Annotated in this window: 16 protein-coding genes; 11 read left to right on the plus strand and 5 right to left on the minus strand. The window is 58.9% G+C overall.

Translation table 11 applies throughout. The features are described from left to right. Window positions 1-14 precede the first annotated feature (14 nt). A complete protein-coding gene (locus AB4N91_RS26415; RefSeq protein ID WP_154913665.1) occupies window positions 15-935 on the plus strand; it encodes a zinc ABC transporter substrate-binding protein in 921 nt (306 codons plus the stop codon). A 116-nt stretch (window positions 936-1,051) separates the two neighbouring features. Here the strand turns inward: AB4N91_RS26415 and AB4N91_RS26420 are convergent, their stop codons facing one another. Beyond that, complete coding sequence (locus AB4N91_RS26420) at window positions 1,052-2,002, minus strand: homoserine kinase (protein ID WP_083375345.1); 951 nt, start codon at window positions 2,000-2,002, stop codon at window positions 1,052-1,054. 58 nt (window positions 2,003-2,060) lie between these two features. Continuing rightward, window positions 2,061-2,351 carry a DUF2782 domain-containing protein gene (locus AB4N91_RS26425; RefSeq protein ID WP_076029142.1) on the minus strand — a complete coding sequence of 97 codons (291 nt, stop codon included), beginning with the start codon at window positions 2,349-2,351 and terminating at the stop codon, window positions 2,061-2,063. 74 nt (window positions 2,352-2,425) lie between these two features. Between AB4N91_RS26425 and polA the strand changes: the two genes are divergently transcribed. Next, entirely contained in the window at window positions 2,426-5,197 is a 2,772-nt protein-coding gene (polA, locus tag AB4N91_RS26430; protein WP_169858122.1) for a DNA polymerase I, read from the plus strand. Between the two features lie 284 nt (window positions 5,198-5,481). On the opposite strand, the gene yihA is transcribed toward polA, so the two are convergent. Next, the gene (yihA, locus tag AB4N91_RS26435) at window positions 5,482-6,126 is read right to left on the minus strand and encodes a ribosome biogenesis GTP-binding protein YihA/YsxC (RefSeq protein WP_010465622.1); all 645 of its coding nucleotides are present in this window, start codon (window positions 6,124-6,126) and stop codon (window positions 5,482-5,484) included. Between the two features lie 191 nt (window positions 6,127-6,317). Between yihA and AB4N91_RS26440 the strand changes: the two genes are divergently transcribed. The 7 genes from AB4N91_RS26440 (at window position 6,318) to AB4N91_RS26470 (ending at window position 13,574) form a co-directional block, all read left to right on the plus strand. Continuing rightward, a complete protein-coding gene (locus AB4N91_RS26440) occupies window positions 6,318-6,608 on the plus strand; it encodes a c-type cytochrome (protein WP_010465620.1) in 291 nt (96 codons plus the stop codon). Window positions 6,609-6,654: 46 nt separating this feature from the next. Beyond that, window positions 6,655-7,266 carry a c-type cytochrome gene (locus AB4N91_RS26445; RefSeq protein ID WP_010465618.1) on the plus strand — a complete coding sequence of 204 codons (612 nt, stop codon included), beginning with the start codon at window positions 6,655-6,657 and terminating at the stop codon, window positions 7,264-7,266. Between the two features lie 200 nt (window positions 7,267-7,466). After that, window positions 7,467-8,108, plus strand: a complete 642-nt coding sequence (locus tag AB4N91_RS26450; RefSeq protein WP_145306404.1) for a thiol:disulfide interchange protein DsbA/DsbL — start codon at window positions 7,467-7,469, stop codon at window positions 8,106-8,108. Between the two features lie 14 nt (window positions 8,109-8,122). After that, on the plus strand, window positions 8,123-8,998 hold the full coding sequence (locus AB4N91_RS26455) for an endonuclease/exonuclease/phosphatase family protein (RefSeq protein WP_010465613.1): 876 nt from the start codon (window positions 8,123-8,125) through the stop codon (window positions 8,996-8,998). Continuing rightward, a complete protein-coding gene (locus AB4N91_RS26460; RefSeq protein WP_460111902.1) occupies window positions 8,999-11,002 on the plus strand; it encodes a GGDEF domain-containing protein in 2,004 nt (667 codons plus the stop codon). A gap of 103 nt (window positions 11,003-11,105) precedes the next feature. Continuing rightward, window positions 11,106-11,885, plus strand: a complete 780-nt coding sequence (locus AB4N91_RS26465; RefSeq protein WP_077748832.1) for an N-acetylmuramoyl-L-alanine amidase — start codon at window positions 11,106-11,108, stop codon at window positions 11,883-11,885. Between the two features lie 75 nt (window positions 11,886-11,960). After that, a complete protein-coding gene (locus tag AB4N91_RS26470) occupies window positions 11,961-13,574 on the plus strand; it encodes an EAL domain-containing protein (protein WP_042932459.1) in 1,614 nt (537 codons plus the stop codon). 14 nt (window positions 13,575-13,588) lie between these two features. Here AB4N91_RS26470 and AB4N91_RS26475 read toward each other — a convergent pair whose 3' ends face one another. Both AB4N91_RS26475 and algB read right to left on the minus strand, forming a co-directional pair. Further along, a complete protein-coding gene (locus AB4N91_RS26475; protein ID WP_304873358.1) occupies window positions 13,589-15,376 on the minus strand; it encodes an ATP-binding protein in 1,788 nt (595 codons plus the stop codon). A 7-nt stretch (window positions 15,377-15,383) separates the two neighbouring features. After that, entirely contained in the window at window positions 15,384-16,730 is a 1,347-nt protein-coding gene (gene algB / locus AB4N91_RS26480) for a sigma-54-dependent response regulator transcription factor AlgB (protein ID WP_010465602.1), read from the minus strand. A 442-nt stretch (window positions 16,731-17,172) separates the two neighbouring features. On the opposite strand from algB, the gene AB4N91_RS26485 reads away from it, so the two are divergent. Together AB4N91_RS26485 and AB4N91_RS26490 are read left to right on the plus strand one after the other, a co-directional pair. Next, window positions 17,173-17,460 carry a hypothetical protein gene (locus AB4N91_RS26485; protein ID WP_010465600.1) on the plus strand — a complete coding sequence of 96 codons (288 nt, stop codon included), beginning with the start codon at window positions 17,173-17,175 and terminating at the stop codon, window positions 17,458-17,460. 82 nt (window positions 17,461-17,542) lie between these two features. Beyond that, window positions 17,543-17,707, plus strand: coding sequence for a DUF1328 domain-containing protein (locus AB4N91_RS26490; protein ID WP_003177151.1), 165 nt, complete (start codon window positions 17,543-17,545; stop codon window positions 17,705-17,707).

A 17,707-nucleotide genomic window follows, 5' to 3' on the forward strand; every position in this document is an offset into this window, starting at 1 on the left:
TTCGAGTGGTCATCGTGTCCCGACTTTTTTCTATCTTTGTCACATTTGCCGCAAGTTTTCTGTTCATTGGCTCAGCTCAAGCCGACGTCAAAGTCCTCACCAGCATCAAGCCGCTACAGCTGATTGCCGCTGCGGTGCAGGACGGCGTGGCAATCCCGGAAGTGCTGCTACCACCGGGCGCTTCACCGCATAACTATGCCTTGCGTCCTTCCGACGTACGGAAGGTGCAATCGGTGGATCTGGTTTACTGGATCGGTCCAGACATGGAAGGGTTCCTGCCTCGCGTGCTGAACGGTCGAACGCTGCCGAGCGTCGCTGTGCAGGATCTGCCGGGACTGAAACTTCGCCACTTCGGCGAAGACAACCAATCACACGCGGAAGAAGCCGACGAGCATGACCACGATCATCGCCTTGGCAGCCTGGACGCGCATTTGTGGTTGTCTCCGGTAAACGCTCGCGTGATCGCCACAAAAATGGCTGCTGACTTGAGTGCAACCGATCCGGCCAACGCCACGCGTTATCAGAGCAACCTCAAGGCGTTCGATGAGCGTCTGGATGCAATGGATCTTCGCTTGAAAGCGCGTCTGGCCGGCATCGCAGGCAAACCGTACTTCGTATTCCACGAGGCCTTCGACTATTTTGAAGACGCCTACGGCCTCAAGCACGCCGGCGTATTCAGCGTCGCCGCCGAAGTCCAGCCGGGCGCCCAGCACGTCGCAGCGATGCGCACGCGGTTGCAGGAAGTCGGCAAGACCTGTGTGTTCAGTGAGCCGCCGTTGCGTCCGCGCCTGGCGGAAACCCTGGTGGCAGGCCTGCCGGTGAAATTGGCGGAGCTGGATGCGTTGGGCGGGTACACGCCGGCGACTGCGCAGGGGTATGAGCAGGTGCTGGAGAAGTTGGGGAATGATTTGGCGGGGTGTCTGGAGTCGTTGTAACGGCGGGATCTGCGACGCCCCATCCGCGGGCAAGCCTCGCTCCTACGGAATTTGTGCCGTTCACAGATAATGTGCACGACACAAACCTGTAGGAGCGAGGCTTGCCCGCGAAGCTGTTAAAGGGCGAACGGTAGCGGCGTACTGACCTTCTGCCGCTGCGCCAACCGCTGCTGAAACTCCATCGGATCGTGAATCAACACGTCCTGACCGGCAAACGACTCCGCGGCAATCAACCGTGACAACCAGAACCGCACACACGCCACGCGCAACATGGTCGGCCACAGTTCAGCCTCTGCGGCAGTGAACGGACGCAACGCAGCATAGGCCCCGAGCAACGCCCGCGCCCGCGGCCCATCGATCAGCCCGTCGTCATCCGAACACCAGTCATTCAAGGCAATTGCAACGTCGTAGAGCATCGGCCCCGAGCACGCGTTGTAGAAGTCGATCAACCCGGTCAGGTGCGTGCCTTCGAACATCGCGTTGTCGCGGAACAGATCCGCGTGGATGTTGGCCCGTGGCAACGCCAGGATTTTCGTCTTCTGCTGAGTGATTTCGTCCAGCGCCCGCTGCAACAAATCACTCTGCTCGGCATTCAGGTGGGAGAGCAACTGCGTGCCCTCCTCCAGCATCCAGTCCAGGCCACGATCGGTTTTGCGCTTGATCATGTTGGCCTGGGTCGCCAGATGCAGATGGCCCAGCAACTCGCCGACTTGGGCGCAATGCTGCGCGTTGGCTTCCTTGATGTGCTTGCCGGCCAGGCGTGGTTGCAACAGCGCAGGCTTGCCGGCCAGTTCGCGCAAGGCCACGCCGTCGGTGGTGCGCAGTGCGTAAGGCACCGGCAAATCGGCCTCGTGCAGCACATCGAGCAGTTCGATGAAGAACGGCATCTCCTGAACCGGACCGCGCTCGACCAGGGTCAGGACAAATTCGCCCTGCTCCAGGCTGATGAAGAAATTGGTGTTTTCACTACCGGCGGCAATTCCCTGGAAATCAAGCAGGCGGCCGAGCCCGTATGGGGCGAGAAAGGTTTCCAGCTCGGGCCGAGCCAGCGGGGTGAACACAGACATGTTTAAACTGCCAGTACGGGCGCCGCTGCATGAGCCAGCGCCGATTGAAATTAAGAAACTACTTCCATTCAAAAATCTTCCACGACGGAATCAGCATATCCGGCTGATCCGAGCGGATGAAGTTTGCATCTGTCCCATCCGCACGCACCAGGAAATACGGCGGTGCGCCCTTCGGCGTGACCTTGATCGCGTACAGGAAACCGTTTTGGCGGTACTCCTGAATCGTTTTGTCCCCTTCCGTGCGGATCGTGACTTCCGGCTCCGGTGTGGGCGCATCATCCGCCGCCATGACGGCCAGGGGAACGGTTGCAAACAAGCCAGCCAGCAACAGGCGATTTAGTGTGCGCATGATAACCTTGTCCCTTTGTCGTCAACGGTCCCGCTATTCTAGCGCCGGACCCGCCGAAAAGGTTGATCCTGCTCATGAGCCAAGCCCCCCTCGTCCTGGTGGACGGTTCTTCTTACCTGTACCGCGCCTTTCACGCCCTGCCGCCGCTGACCACTTCCAAGGGTTTGCCGACCGGAGCGGTCAAAGGCGTGTTGAACATGCTCAAGAGTCTGCGCAAGCAGTACCCGGACAGTCCGTTCGCCGTGGTGTTCGACGCCAAGGGCGGGACATTCCGTGACGAAATGTTCGCCGAGTACAAAGCTAATCGTCCGAGCATGCCCGACGACATGCGCGTACAGATCGAGCCACTGCATCAGAGCGTGATCGCGCTGGGCTTCCCGCTGCTGTGCGTTGAAGGCGTCGAGGCCGATGACGTGATCGGCACTTTGGCCCGCAGCAGCGCAGCAGCTGACCGACCAGTGGTGATCTCCACCGGCGACAAGGACATGGCGCAACTGGTCGACGGCCACATTACCTTGGTCAACACCATGACCGGTAGCGCGCTGGACGTGGAGGGCGTGAAGGAGAAATTCGGCGTCGCTCCCGAGCAGATCATCGATTATCTGGCACTGATGGGCGATTCTTCCGACAACATTCCGGGCGTTCCAGGCATTGGTCCTAAAACCGCTTCCGGCCTGTTGGTGGGTGTGAACGGCGGTCTGACCGAGCTGTACGCACAGCTCGACATCGTTCCGACCCTGCCGATTCGCGGCGCCAAGACCCTGCCGGCCAAGCTCGAAGAGCATAAGGAGATGGCATTCCTCTCCTATCAATTGGCAACCATCAAGATCGACGTGCCGCTGGACATCGGGCTCGACGACCTGCAAATGGGCGGGCCGGATCACGACAAACTCGCTGAGCTCTACACCCTGCTCGAATTCAAGAGCTGGTTCGAAGAGAACCAGCGTGATGCCAAGCGTTCCGGCCAGGAAGTTACCGTGCCGGTGGCTGAAGAAGCCGCTGTCGAGACCGAGCTCAAATACACCACGATCCTGACCCAGGCCGATTTCGACCTGTGGCTGAAGAAGCTCAACGACGCCAAATTGATCGCCTTTGATACCGAAACCACCGGCATCGATGCGCAGCAGGCGCAGCTTGTCGGCCTGTCGTTTGCTGTACAGGCCAACGAAGCAGCCTACATCCCGCTGACCCATTCCTACATGGGTGTGCCGGATCAGCTTGATCGCGACACCGTGCTGCGCGCGCTGAAACCGATTCTGGAAGATCCGAACAAACTCAAGGTCGGCCAGCACGCCAAGTTCGACATGAACATCCTCGCCAACTGCGCCATCGGTGGCGACCAGAATTGCGGTATCACCGTGCAAGGCATCGCGTTCGACACCATGCTCGAATCTTACGTGCTGGATTCCACCGCGACCCGCCACGACATGGACAGCCTGGCGCTCAAGTACCTGAACCACACCACTACGAGTTTTCAGGACATCGCCGGCAAGGGTGCCAAGCAGTTGACGTTTGACCAGATCTCGCTGGAACTGGCCGGACCTTACGCCGCCGAAGACGCCGACGTGACGCTGCGCCTGCACCAGACCTTGCAGGAAAAGCTCAATGCCATTCCGAGCCTGAGCAAAGTCCTGAGCGAAATCGAAATGCCGTTGGTGCCGGTACTGGCGCGAATCGAACGCCAGGGCGCGTTGGTCGATGCCAACCTGCTCGGCATTCAAAGCGTCGAGCTCGGCGACAAAATGGTCGCGCTGGAGCGTGAGGCATTCGCCATCGCCGGTGAAGAATTCAACTTGGGCTCGCCGAAGCAATTGGGCGTGATCCTGTACGAAAAACTCGGGTTGCCGATCCTCAGCAAAACCGCCAAGGGCCAGGCGTCCACAGCCGAAGCCGTCCTGGCGGAACTGGCCGAGCAGGATTACCCGTTGCCCAAAGTGCTGATGCAGTACCGCTCGATGAGCAAGCTGAAAAGCACTTACACCGATCGCCTGCCGGAACAGATCAACCCGCGCACCGGGCGGATTCACACGTCCTATCATCAAGCTGTCGCGGCGACCGGGCGCTTGTCGTCCAGCGATCCGAACTTGCAGAACATTCCAATCCGCACGGCCGAAGGGCGGCGGATTCGTCAGGCGTTCGTCGCGCCAAAGGGCTACAAGCTGCTGGCGGCGGACTATTCGCAAATCGAGCTGCGGATCATGGCGCACCTGGCCAAGGACGAAGGTTTGCTGCACGCCTTCCGCAATGACCTGGACGTGCACAAGGCCACCGCCGCCGAAGTGTTCGGCGTGGAACTGGCCGACGTCACCACCGATCAACGTCGCAGCGCCAAGGCGATCAACTTCGGTTTGATCTACGGCATGAGCGCGTTTGGCCTGGCCAAGCAGATCGGCGTTGATCGCAAGCAATCCCAGGCATACATCGACCGTTATTTCGCCCGCTATCCGGGTGTTCTGGCGTACATGGAACGCACCCGCACCCAGGCGGCCGAGCAAGGTTTTGTCGAAACGATCTTCGGCCGACGCCTGTACCTGCCGGAAATCAACGCGAAAAACCCGGCCCTGCGCAAAGGCGCAGAACGCACGGCGATCAACGCCCCGATGCAGGGTACGGCGGCGGACATCATCAAAAAAGCCATGGTGGCGGTGGATAACTGGCTGACCTCCTCGGGCCTCGACGCCAAAGTCATCCTGCAGGTGCACGATGAATTGGTGCTTGAGGTGCGTGAAGATCTGGTCGACCAGGTCCGCGATGAAATTCGCGTGCACATGAGCGACGCCGTGAAGCTGGATGTACCGCTTCTGGTCGAGGTTGGCGTAGGCAATAACTGGGATGAGGCTCACTGAGCCGTCTGAAAGAGCGTTTTCTGCTGCGGCATAGTGCCGCGGCAGATGGGTCAAGAGCCCTTATTTCGGAAAGAAATCACACTTATTACAAATGGTTTCTGAAGCTCCGGAACTAAACCTGTGAACTGCCACTCAGAGTTACTGAATGGCTGGTGAAGCCCTTCGATGCTCCTATGTTGTGTTAAGTGTTGGCAGATATCTGGACCCCGCCCTAGCGGTCCGGAACTTGAACCCCGGAACTTCCCCCTCCCCATAAGAAGTCCGGGGTTTTTTTTGCCTGCGATTTATTGCTCCGCAACCTCGGAGCCTTTGTCCGCCAGCTCCATCCAGCCTGCCAATACAGTGTAGGCGTCTTCCAGACCCATGCGCTTTGGCGCCGAGAACAGCTGGATGCTAATCGCATCGCCCCATCCTTTGCGGATGTCTGCCTGAACCTTGAGCAGCACGTTTTTCGCCGCGCCATAGGTCAGCTTGTCAGCTTTAGTCAGCAAAATGTGCATCGGCATGCCACTGGCGACGGCCCAGTCAAGCATCAACAGGTCGAAATCGGTCATTGGATGACGGATGTCCATCATCAAAATCAGGCCTTTCAGACTTTCGCGACCACCCAGATAAGCTTCCAGGTGACGCTGCCAGTGCAGCTTCAACGGGATAGGTACTTTCGCGTAACCGTAACCCGGAAGGTCGACCAGACGACGATCATCGTCTAGCTTGAAGAAGTTCAAGAGCTGCGTGCGACCCGGAGTTTTCGAGGTTCGCGCCAGGCTGGCGTGCGTCAGGGTGTTCAGCGCGCTGGATTTGCCGGCGTTGGAACGCCCGGCGAAGGCCACTTCAAAGCCTTCGTCGTCGGGACATTGATCGACTTTGGCAGCGCTGAGCATGAAGGTGGACTGTTGGCACAGGCCGAGGATGGGGTTCTTGAGTTGCATGGGATTTCCGATGTGGGCGGCGCCGGGAATGGACGCGGCAAGCGGTGTCGTTTCCGTTTCAGTGACGCCAGTATATAATGCCGCAGATTTTGTGTGCGCTTTGTCCCAGCGTAGGATGAAGTTCACGAGAGCGATTGACCTTGATTGCGCATTAGAACGCAGAACGCTCTCAACCCTGAAAAGGTCGTTTTATGACGAAATGGCTGCTAGCTGCCGGTGTCTTGATGCCGCTTTACAGCGCTCAGGCTACACAGGATCCGGAAGCTGTGTACAACCGTGTTTGTGGTGCCTGTCATTCCGGCCAACTACCCATGGCGCCCAAAAAGGGCGACCAGGAAGCTTGGACGCCGAGGTTGGCGAAAGGTATGGGGACGCTGGTGCAACACGTGACCCAGGGTTTCAAGGCGATGCCGCCGCGTGGTTTGTGCATGGACTGCAGTGCCGAGGATTACCAGGCAATCATCCAGTGGATGAGCGAGTGATCCCGGTCCATAACTCTTTAACCCTTAGCCGTAGTTGGATTAGCTGATGAACAAATTGATCGTGAGTCTGCTGTTGACCGTGGGGATCTCCGGCGTAGCCCATGCTGCAGGTGATGCAACTGCTGGTCAGGCGAAAGCCGCAGTATGTGGCGCCTGTCATGGCCCGGATGGCAACAGCATGGCGCCTAACTTTCCGAAACTGGCAGGCCAGGGCGAGCGTTATCTGAACAAGCAGCTGCACGACATCAAGTCCGGCAAACGCACCGTTCTGGAAATGACCGGCCTGCTGACCAACCTGAGCGATCAGGACCTGGCTGATATCGCCGCTTACTTCGCCAGCCAGAAAGGCAGCGTTGGCGCCGCCGACCCGAAAGTCGTGGCTCGCGGTGAGGCCTTGTTCCGCGGTGGCGACCTGGCCAAGGGCCTGCCAGCCTGCACCGGCTGCCACTCTCCGGATGGCAAGGGCAACGCGGCTGCCGGCTTCCCGCATCTGGGTGGTCAGCACGCTCAATACGTTGCCAAGCAATTGACCGACTTCCGCAAGGAAGAAGGCGGTCGTGCCAACGATGGCGATACCAAACCAATGCAAAGCATTGCCAAAAAGCTCAGCGACGAAGATATCGCTGCGGTGTCCAGCTACATTCAAGGCCTGCACTAAGACCGGCGAACCGGGCGTGCCGCGGGAAGTACATCTCCTGCAACGTTAACGCTCTATTAATCCGTCGCAGCAAGTATAAAAAGGGTGGCTCAGGCCGCCCTTTTTTGTGGCCGCTGCCGTTACACTACAGAACTCAAGCCCGCCAGGACCTGTCTGAAAACAGGTCGCGCGAGGCGACCCAAATTGTCCAGGAGTAAAGCATGCGTAATCTGATCATCAGCGCCGCACTCGTCGCTGCCAGCCTGTTCGGCATGACTGCCCAAGCCGCCGAAGCACCCGCCGCCCCTTATGTCGAACTGACCAATCCGGTTCCGGTCGCCGTGCCTGGCAAGATCGAAGTCGTGGAGCTGTTCTGGTACGGCTGCCCGCATTGCTACGCTTTTGAACCGGTGATCAACCCTTGGGTCGAGAAACTGCCTTCCGACGTGAACTTCGTCCGTATCCCTGCCATGTTCGGCGGCCCATGGGACGCACACGGCCAGATGTTCCTGACCCTTGAAGCGATGGGCGTAGAGAACAAGGTTCACGCTGCGGTATTCAACGCAATCCAGAAAGAACACAAGAAACTGACCGACAAAGACGACATGGCCGACTTCCTGGCCACTCAAGGCGTAGACAAGGACAAGTTCCTGGCCACCTTCGACTCCTTCGCCATCAAGGGCCAGATCAACAAAGCCAAAGAACTGGCCAAGAAATATGAAATCACCGGCGTGCCTACCATGATCGTCAACGGCAAGTATCGCTTTGACATCGGTTCTGCCGGCGGCGCCGAACAAGCGCTGAAACTGGCCGACCAACTGGTAGCCAAAGAGCGAGCGGCTAACAAGGCTGCTGCCAACTAAGCGCGGGGCCCGCCATGCGCCGCTGGGGAACTGAACGTGTCGTTGGCCTGCATGATCCGCGGGTCAACGAGCATCACCTGGAATCGACGGGATTGCCCGCAGACAGCCGTCTGCGCTTGCTCAGTTTCAATATCCAGGTCGGCATCAGTACCGAGCGCTATCGGCACTACCTGACCCGAGGCTGGCAGCATCTGCTGCCGCACACCGGGCGTGCCGACAATCTGCAAAAGATCGGCAATCTGCTGGGCGACTTCGATCTGGTCGCCTTGCAGGAAGCCGATGGCGGCAGCCTGCGATCAGGCTACGTCAATCAGGTTGAACACCTGGCGCAGCTCGGCGCCTTTCCCTACTGGTATCAACAACTCAATCGCAATCTCGGTCGCCTCGGCCAGCACAGCAATGGCGTGCTCAGCCGCCTGCGCCCGTGGGCAATCGAAGATCATCCGCTGCCGGGGCCCAAGGGCCGCGGGGCGATTCTGGTGCGTTTCGGCGAAGGTCCGGAGGCGCTGGTGGTGGTGATGATGCACCTGGCGCTGGGTGCCCGGGCTCGCAGCATGCAACTGGCTTACATCCGCGAGTTGATCGGCGGTTACAAACACCAGGTGCTGATGGGCGACATGAACACCCACGCCAGTGATTTGCTGCAGAACTCACCGTTGCGTGACCTCGGTCTGCTAGCACCGCAACTGGAAGCGACCTTCCCCAGCTGGCGCCCGCAGCGCTGCCTCGACCATATTCTGCTCAGCCCCACTCTGACCCTTGAAAAGGTCGAAGTGCTGGCACAACCGATTTCAGATCACCTGCCCGTCGCGGTAGAGATTCGTCTGCCGGGTTCGCTCACGGCCGATGCATTCCCCGCGTTGAGTCCTGCCCCTTCGCGGATCCCATGAATGAGCGACGAAACACAGCGCTGGAAAGAGAAATACCTTAAAAGCATCGAACAACAGGAAAAGCTCGAACGCCGATGGGATGCCCGGCTCGACTTGCTGCGCCGTGGGCTGGTGCGCAGCACCCTGGCCGCAGAAGGCACCGATCGCGCCGTTGACCAGTGCATGAAGGAAATGCGCGAAGTCGTGCGCACCGATGACATGGACGCCGGTCTGGCCGCCCTGCTTCCGCGCCTGGAAAAAGCCGTACTCGACTCCGAGCAGCGCCGGGAAACCCGGGTCAACCAGACCAGCGCCGCATTGACTGCGCTGGTGACTCAGCTGCAAACACTGCCACTGCCTCGCGAAGTCAGTCGGACGCTGAAGAACTTTGCCAAACAACTGGATGGTCGAGTCAGTCAGGCCCGTGAGATTCCGTTGCTGCTCAGCGAACTGAGTGGCCTGCAAGGCAAAGCCTTACGTCAACTGGATACCCCGGCAGAACCTGATCGCCCCGGTTTTCTGCAGCGCCTTTTTGGTAACCGGGAAGCGGATGAGGCCACCCCGCAGGCCACCGTTCCTGCGGTGCAAGCGGCGCCCCTGCAAACTGTCGAACCGATTGCCGAGACCCCGCCGGCAACGGTTGATCTCGCCCCCGCGGTGGAGCATCCGCCATTCGAACAGCCAACGGTCATCGACGTCCAACCTGCCGCTGCGATCCCTGAATCACTGGAAGTACAGGCAACGGAACCTGCTCCGGAATTGGTGGTGTTTGTCCCGCCTGTGCTTCAGTCAGAGACTGCATCTGCGCAAGCGGTAGAGCCACAGACCCAGCCGAACATCGAACAACCGATAGATCCAACGCCAGCCGAGCAAGAGCCACAGGCAGTCAACCCGGATGAACTGACCCCGGTGACTATCGAGGCGGAGCACCTGGCGCCAGAGGAAGTTCTCTACGCCCTGCCCGACTCACCCGAGCCGTCCTATAGTTCAGTCGCCAAGCATATCGAAGACACGCTCCTTGGCCTCCTCGACGACCTGACGCTGCCCGAACGCCATCGACCACAAGCCGAAGCGATGCGTGATCGTCTGCAAAACGGGTTGAACTGGTACGAACTGATCCCGATCCTCGATGATCTGGCGACGTTGATGCTGGCGATCACCGACAGCGGCCAGCACGAATTCGAAGCGTACCTGCAACAACTCAACGAACGTCTCGAATCGTTCCAGAGCAACTTGCAAGCTGCCAGCGACGGCCATGCCGACAACCGCTCGGCTGCACGCGAGATGGATACGCAGATTCGCGAGCAAGTCGACGGCCTGCAGAGCAGCGTGCAAGAGGCGGCGGACCTGGACGACCTCAAGCACGTCCTGGAGAACCACCTCGAAGGCCTGCTCGGCACCATGGATCAACACCAGAAACAGCGCGACGAACGTGAGCAGGAAGTCGCGGCTCGGTTGCAAAGCCTGGCCGAACGCGTGGCGCACATGGAACAGGAAGCGCTGGGCTACCGCGAACACCTTGAAGAACAACGGCAGAAAGCGCTGCTCGATCCCCTCACCGGCCTGCCCAATCGCGCGGCCTGGAGTGAGCGGCTGGAACACGAAGTCCGCGAATGGCAGCAACACGGCAACATCCTGTTGCTGGCGATGCTCGACCTCGACCACTTCAAACGCATCAACGATAACTACGGTCACCTGGCAGGTGACAAAGTGCTGAAAATCATTGCCAGCGTGTTGCGCAAACGCCTGCGCGGGACGGATTTCATTGCGCGGTTCGGGGGTGAGGAGTTTGTCTTGCTGATGCCAGACACGTCACCGATAAATGGCGCACAACTGCTGGATACTTTGCGCGCATCGATTGAAGCCTGCCCTTTTCACTTCAAGGGCGAGCGGGTAACCATCACCATTTCCATAGGTTTTACGGCATTCAAACCCGGAGAACACAGCGACCTGGTGCTTAAAAGAGCCGATCAGGCGCTATACCGTGCGAAAAATGCTGGTCGCAATCGCGTCGAGGCTGGTTGACAGCCAATTGTTCCATTTTATTTAAAACAGCGCTTTTGCCCTCTGCGCGCAAGTCAGTACGTTACACTGTTGCATTACTGACTTGCGTGTACTGCCTACTGCCATGAAATGTCTTGCCCTCTTTACGTCGCTGCTCCTGTTGGCCGGTTGTGCCAGCGGCCCGCGGATCGACACCAGCCACCCTTCAGCCAATCACGACAGTCGTATTCAGTTCGTGGTGGTGCATTACACCTCCGCCTCCCTCGAGCGCTCCCTGCAATTGCTGACCCACGGCGAGGTCAGCAGTCACTACCTGATCGGTGACGACAAAGGCGCCACCATCTATAAGCTGATGGATGAAAATCTTCGGTCCTGGCACGCAGGCGAAAGCGAATGGCAAGGCCGGACCTGGCTGAACTCCAGCTCCATTGGCATCGAGATCGTCAATCCTGGCTTCAAAGACACTCCGACGGGCCGCCTTTGGTATCCCTACAGTGAAGATCAGGTTCAGTCGCTGATCTTCCTGCTCAAAGACATCAGCAAGCGTTACAACATCAACCCTCGTTCCATCATCGGGCACAGCGACATCGCGCCGCTGCGCAAGCTCGATCCCGGCCCGCTGTTCCCCTGGAAGCGCCTGGCCGGCGAAGGCATAGGCGTCTGGCCAAACGAGCAGGCCGTCGCACGCCAGCAAACCCAGTTCGCAGCAGAACTGCCGAGCATCAGCTGGTATCAGGGACAGCTGGCCCGACTGGGTTATGCCACGCCACAAACGGGCGAGCTTGATGTCGCCACGCGCCATGTACTGGCGGCCTTTCAAATGCATTTCCGCCCCGCTCGATTCGATGGCACTCCTGACGCTCAGACGGCGGCGCTTCTACAAGTTTTGAATCAGACAAAATAATGACGGCCGCCCGACGGTAAGGGCTTTTTCTCAATCAGCAGCTATAACTCATTGGTAATTCTTCGGATATCCATAATGGCTGTAGCTCGAGAGACGCTCCGTAGCTGGTTCTATCGCCCTTGGTTTTTGGCGACGCTGGCTGCTGCCTTGAGTGCAACGCTATTGATGACCGCCAGCCTGTTTCTGGCGATGCATCAAGTGGAGCAGCGGGAAAGCCAGGAAATGAATGCCCAGGGCGAGCGTTTCCTCGCCCGGCTTGAACAGCTATTCGGGCAGCTACGCGAAAGCCTCGACGATCTGGAAGCCCAGCCCCTGCGTGGCTGCGATGATGAAATGATCGCAACCTTGCAACAGGTCAGCTTCAATTACCGATTCGTTTATGAAGCTGCCTATATGGACGCCTCGCGGATTTGCTCGAATCGCCCTCGCCAGGAAGGGCTGTCGCTGAGTCGACCACCGGACATCAAGGGCCCCACCTACAGCTACTGGCTGAACACCACCACCGAGCCCGATGAAAACCGTGCTGCGCTGATGCTGGGACGCGGCAACTTTCGGGTCGCTACCTCTCGCGGCCATTTGACCGACATGGTCGATCTATCCCCCGGCAGTAGCCTGCTGGTGGTGCTCTCCCATGGCACTCGTGCGATTCCTGTCCTCGGTGCCGCACAGGCCTGGCCGCCCACGGAATTCTGGCCCCTGGAAAGCCGCGATGCGCTGCAGGTGACACAAACCCGCTTGATTTACCGCATGCCCACCAACAACCCCGAATACCAATTGGTGCTGATCACCCCACGCACGAACATGCATGTGCCAGCCGTGTGGTGGTGGCTTCTGCCGGCCAGTCTGGCGCTGAGTGCCTTGGTCGGTTTCATGGTGTTTCTGCTGGTGCGCCAGCGTCAGTCACTGGACGCTGAACTGAACGGCGCCATTCGACGGGGCGAATTGCAGGTGTTGTATCAGCCGATCTTCGATCTCGACAGCCGCAACTGTGTCGGGGCCGAAGCCTTGCTGCGCTGGCGAAGGCCGGACGGCACGCTGACCAGCCCCGACCTGTTTATCCCGATGGCGGAAAACACCGGCCAGATCCGCCAGATGACCGACTTCGTATTGCAGCGACTTCTCGAACAACTGGGGCAACTGCTACGCGCCAATCCGCAGTTGTACATCTCCGTCAACCTTGCAGCTTGCGACGTCATGGTGCCGCGTATCGGCCAGGTGATGGCACGCCTGCTGACCTTGCACCGGGTCGCGGCAAAGCAGATTGCTTTTGAGGTGACTGAGCGGGGCTTGATCGATGTAGTGGTGGCCAGGGAAAACCTGCAAGCCTTGCGCGATGTCGGGCATCAGGTCCTGATCGATGATTTCGGCACGGGCTATTGCAGCCTCGCCTACCTGCAAACCCTGCCGGTGGACTGCCTGAAAATCGACAAGGCGTTCATTGATGCGCTGGGCCATGATGCCGCCAGCAGCGGCGTGGCACCGCACATCATTCATATGGCCCAGGCCCTGCAACTCAGGGTGATTGCCGAGGGCATAGAACATGAAGCCCAAGCGGCGTTTCTGAGCAGCGAAGGCGTCAAGTATGGTCAGGGCTGGCTGTTCGCCCATGCACTGAGCGCCGTGCAGTTCATCGAACTGATTACCCGTGGGCGCCGATTGAGCAATCGACGCCTGGATGATGAAGCCTGAGCAGACTGCTGGGTCTACACCGCCAGCGCCATGTAGAACTGCGTGCCCTGTCCCGGCCGCGAATAAACGCCCATTCGCCCGCCATGCAACTGCACGATTTCCTTGCACAACGCCAAACCAAGTCCGGCACCGCCCTTCTTGCGTCCGACCTGGACGAAGGGCTCGAAGATCCGCCCCTGCTGACCGTAGGCAATACCTTCACCGTTGTCTTCAACGCTGATGATCACTCGCTCGCCATGGCGCCGCGCCTGCAAACGTATCAGTCCATCCTGGGCGGTATGACGCAAAGCGTTATCGATCAGGTTATCGAGCACCCGGTCCAATTGCGCCTGGTCGGCCTGCAATCGGGGTAACGGCCCCTGCACTTCCACCCGCAGCTCAATACCCTTCTGCGCCGCAGCCCCGGCAAAGCGTGCCTGAGCCTGTTCCAGTAACTCTTCAATGGAACAAGGCGCCAGCGTGAGTTTCTGCAACCCGTTTTGGTAGCGCGAGAAATTCAGCAGGTCGTTGATCAGCTGCATCAAGCGCTGCATTTCTTCGTTCACGGTGTCCAGTAAATCGGCTTCGCGAGAGTCTTCAGGAAATTTCGCCCGTTCGCGGAACAGCCCGAAGGCCATGTGCATCCCGGTCACCGGGGTGCGCAACTCATGGGAGGCGCGCAAGACGAACTCGCTGCGCACCCGTTCGAATGCACGCTGTTCTGTGACGTCATGCAGCACCATCACGGCGCCAAGAATGTGGCCCTGCGTATGGCTGACAGGGGTCAGGCTGTACGTCAGTAACCTCGACTCACCGTCGACCTCAATACTCAGGTCTTCCGGCGCCCGCTCCAGGGTCCCGCCGCGCAGCACCAATTGCAGCTGCTCATCCAGTTCAGGACGATCGAGCGCTGTGCCCAGCCCTTGACCGAGTCGGTCGGTGTCCCACCCCAACTGACGCTGGGCCACGGGGTTGAGGTGTTCCAGATACCCTTCGCGGTCGATCATCAACAACCCATCGTCGATGCTGTCGAGTACCGCTTGCAAACGCTGCTGACCGGCGAGCAGCTCGTCGATGTTCATCGCCTGATGCTCACGTAGCGCCTCTGCCATGATGCCGAAGCGCTTGGTCAGCTGGTTCATTTCCTCGGCGGAGGAAACCGGCAGTGTCACCTCGAAATTACCCTGGCCGATGTCGTCGGCAGCCTGGACCAACGCTTCAATCGGAGCGCCAAACCGCCGGGCGATTGCATGGGCGGTCACGAACCCGATGATCAGCACGGCCAGCCCTATCAAACCGAGCAGCCCGGCAATCAGCAACGCGCGTTCCCGGGCCTGGCGTTCGATGTCATTGATGTTATCCAGGGAACGCTTTTGTTCAGAGACGAGACCGCTGCGCAGGGTATTGAATTTTTCCAACAGCGCCTCGTTGCCGGTCAATACGGGCACCGAGGCTTGTGTTTGATCGTAGGCCTGAAGAAAGTCGAGGTAGTCAGCCTTCGCCTGTGTGAAACCGTAGCCGCCATTGCCGGATTGCTGAAGGGTAATGCCTTCCTCAAGCAGCTCGAGGTAGTGCTGCCTGGAGGCCTGGAAGGCTGCGGGATCGGGATTTTCGTCGATCATGATCATCAGTTGATCGCCCAAGGCCTGACGCAATTTCAAGCCCAGGTCCAGCGTGACAAAGTTGTTGCGAACCAGCACTTCCTGGGTGCCAGCCATCTGCATCACGCTGACCAGCCCGAGCAAGAGCCCGAGCAGCGCCACGGTAATCAGCGCCGAAATACTCAGGAACAGCCGAGTACGCAGCTTCATCGCCAGTTTCATTGCCGGCTCACAGGTTGTACTGCTTGCGTTTGCGATACAGGGTCGAGGCATCGATGCCAAGTGTCTTGGCCGCCTGATCGAGGGTATCGGCGGTGGCGAGGACGGCACCGATGTGGGCTTTCTCCAATTCATCCAGGCTCAACGCCGCACCGATTCGAGGAGCGTTGTTGGTCGGGGTCTCGGCCATGCCCAAGTGGCTGATCTCGACCCGTTCCTGAGGGCAGATAATGCTCGCCCGCTCCACCACGTTACGCAGTTCGCGGATGTTGCCGGGCCAGCGGTAACCCAGCAACGCTTCGCGAGCCTCGTCACTGAAGCCACGTGCCGGACGCGCGTACTCCTTGACGAAACGCGCCAGGAAACGGTCGGCCAGGTTCAGAATGTCCTCCCGGCGCTCGCGCAGTGGCGGCAAGTGCAAGGTGATGACGTTCAGGCGATAGAGCAGGTCTTCACGGAAACGGCCGTCGCGCACCATGTCTTCGAGGTTCAGGTTGGTCGCGGCGAGGATGCGCACATCGGCGCGGCGGGTCACGGGGTCCCCCACGCGCTCGTATTCCTTGTCCTGAATGAATCGCAGCAACTTGGGTTGCAACGTCAGGGGAAAGTCGCCGATCTCGTCGAGAAACAAGGTACCGCCGTCCGCTTGATTGACCCGACCCAAGGTGCTTTCGCTGGCACCGGTGAAGGCGCCTCGGCTGTGGCCGAAGAGTTCACTTTCCATCAATTCCGCCGTCAGCGACGGGCAGTTGATGGTGACGCAGGATTTCTTCTGGCGTTTGCTCCAACCGTGGATGGCTTGGGACAGTTCACCTTTACCGGTACCGGACTCGCCGAGAATCAGAATGTTGGCGTCAGTGCTGGCGACCTGGCGTGCGGTTTCGAGTACCACTTTCATGGCCGGGCTATGGGAATCCAGACCGTCCTTGGGTTTACGCACTTCGCCTTCAAGGGCTTCCAGCCGCGCCGAGAGCTGCCGAACTTCCAGCTGTTTGGCGGTGGCCAGACGCAACTGGTCGGGGCTGCAAGGTTTGACGAGGTAGTCGGCGGCACCGGCCTGGATCGCATCCACGGCGGTGTCGACAGCCGAGTGAGCGGTGACGATCACCACCCGCATCCAGGGTGCCTGAATGCGCATCTGGGCCAGCACATCCAGGCCATTGTCTTCACCCAGGCGCAGATCGAGGAAGCACAGATCAAACACCTGACGTTGCAGCAACGCATCGGCCTGCGCTGCACTGTTCGCGGTGGCGACGCTATAGCCTTCATCTTCAAGGCAATAGCGGAAGGTTCGCAGAATGGCGGATTCGTCATCCACCAGCAGAATGCGGCCTTGATGCTCAGTGGCTGATTCCATGTTCCTGCGCTCCTTTAATGAATGATCTTGAGTTAGTCCCGGAAAAATCGGGCAAGTTGCATGGTTGATTCTGATCCATTCCGGCCATGGCAGGGTAGCTCTCTACTCATCCATTAGCTAATGGACTGATTTCTCTGGTTTTTTGCACAAAAATCGCCGTTGAGGCGATTACCTGCGTTCTTTTCTGACATCCGCGCCCTCCTCTCAATTCAAAAATAATCAAAGTTGCCGGGAAACGATCGTGCAATACGCACGACCCTGCACGGCCCATCGTGCAGGATGCGTCCGTCATGATTTATATGCCAGATCTAACATATTGATTTAAAACGATTTTTTTCTTTGAAAAAGCTGGCATGCAGGCTGCAATAGCCTAGATAACCAGGGCCATTTTGAATCGACGCCCACTAAACAAGATCACCACCAGAGTGGGAGGAGTTTCAGGATGAATCGCCAACGTGTCGCCCAATTGCGTATCTCGCCTTTGCATATCCAACAAGGACTGTTTGGCATTCTGGCGCTGCTGATCACGCTGATCGCAGGTCAGCAGTTTTTGCTTTGGGAACAGAGCCAGCAACCAGAGGCTCCGCACCTGTCGATTCAACGCGCTACCCAGACCCATTTCAGCGCCGTCAGCAGCAGCCAGGCTGACCTCGCACCGATGCGAATGATGGACGTCGACCAGGCGCAGCCTGTGGATGAGATGCCCCGTCAGGAACGTTGGGTGTTCTGAGCAACCGGACTTGGCGCGCTCAATGCGCCGGGAAAAGCAACACAAGCTGCACCTCTAATATAGAAGCGTAAGGAGAATCACCATGTTGAGCTGGGCAATCACATTCTTGATCATTGCCATCATCGCTGCAGTACTGGGCTTCGGTGGTATCGCGGGCACCGCCACGGGTATCGCCAAGATTCTCTTTGTCGTGTTCCTGGTGATGTTTATTGCTTCCTTCTTCTTTGGCCGTCGCGGTCGAGGCTGA

This window comes from Pseudomonas sp. H3_D04, assembly GCF_054669175.1.

What these genes read in the sequence shown, in the direction of transcription:
- AB4N91_RS26420 (WP_083375345.1), bottom strand. Translation starts at nt 2,002, where the DNA reads ATGTCTGTGTTCACCCCGCTGGCTCGGCCCGAGCTGGAAACCTTTCTC.
- AB4N91_RS26425 (WP_076029142.1), bottom strand. Translation starts at nt 2,351, where the DNA reads ATGCGCACACTAAATCGCCTGTTGCTGGCTGGCTTGTTTGCAACCGTT.
- polA (WP_169858122.1), top strand. Translation starts at nt 2,426, where the DNA reads ATGAGCCAAGCCCCCCTCGTCCTGGTGGACGGTTCTTCTTACCTGTAC.
- yihA (WP_010465622.1), bottom strand. Translation starts at nt 6,126, where the DNA reads ATGCAACTCAAGAACCCCATCCTCGGCCTGTGCCAACAGTCCACCTTC.
- AB4N91_RS26440 (WP_010465620.1), top strand. Translation starts at nt 6,318, where the DNA reads ATGACGAAATGGCTGCTAGCTGCCGGTGTCTTGATGCCGCTTTACAGC.
- AB4N91_RS26445 (WP_010465618.1), top strand. Translation starts at nt 6,655, where the DNA reads ATGAACAAATTGATCGTGAGTCTGCTGTTGACCGTGGGGATCTCCGGC.
- AB4N91_RS26450 (WP_145306404.1), top strand. Translation starts at nt 7,467, where the DNA reads ATGCGTAATCTGATCATCAGCGCCGCACTCGTCGCTGCCAGCCTGTTC.
- AB4N91_RS26455 (WP_010465613.1), top strand. Translation starts at nt 8,123, where the DNA reads ATGCGCCGCTGGGGAACTGAACGTGTCGTTGGCCTGCATGATCCGCGG.
- AB4N91_RS26460 (WP_460111902.1), top strand. Translation starts at nt 8,999, where the DNA reads ATGAGCGACGAAACACAGCGCTGGAAAGAGAAATACCTTAAAAGCATC.
- AB4N91_RS26465 (WP_077748832.1), top strand. Translation starts at nt 11,106, where the DNA reads ATGAAATGTCTTGCCCTCTTTACGTCGCTGCTCCTGTTGGCCGGTTGT.
- AB4N91_RS26470 (WP_042932459.1), top strand. Translation starts at nt 11,961, where the DNA reads ATGGCTGTAGCTCGAGAGACGCTCCGTAGCTGGTTCTATCGCCCTTGG.
- AB4N91_RS26475 (WP_304873358.1), bottom strand. Translation starts at nt 15,376, where the DNA reads ATGAAACTGGCGATGAAGCTGCGTACTCGGCTGTTCCTGAGTATTTCG.
- algB (WP_010465602.1), bottom strand. Translation starts at nt 16,730, where the DNA reads ATGGAATCAGCCACTGAGCATCAAGGCCGCATTCTGCTGGTGGATGAC.
- AB4N91_RS26485 (WP_010465600.1), top strand. Translation starts at nt 17,173, where the DNA reads ATGAATCGCCAACGTGTCGCCCAATTGCGTATCTCGCCTTTGCATATC.
- AB4N91_RS26490 (WP_003177151.1), top strand. Translation starts at nt 17,543, where the DNA reads ATGTTGAGCTGGGCAATCACATTCTTGATCATTGCCATCATCGCTGCA.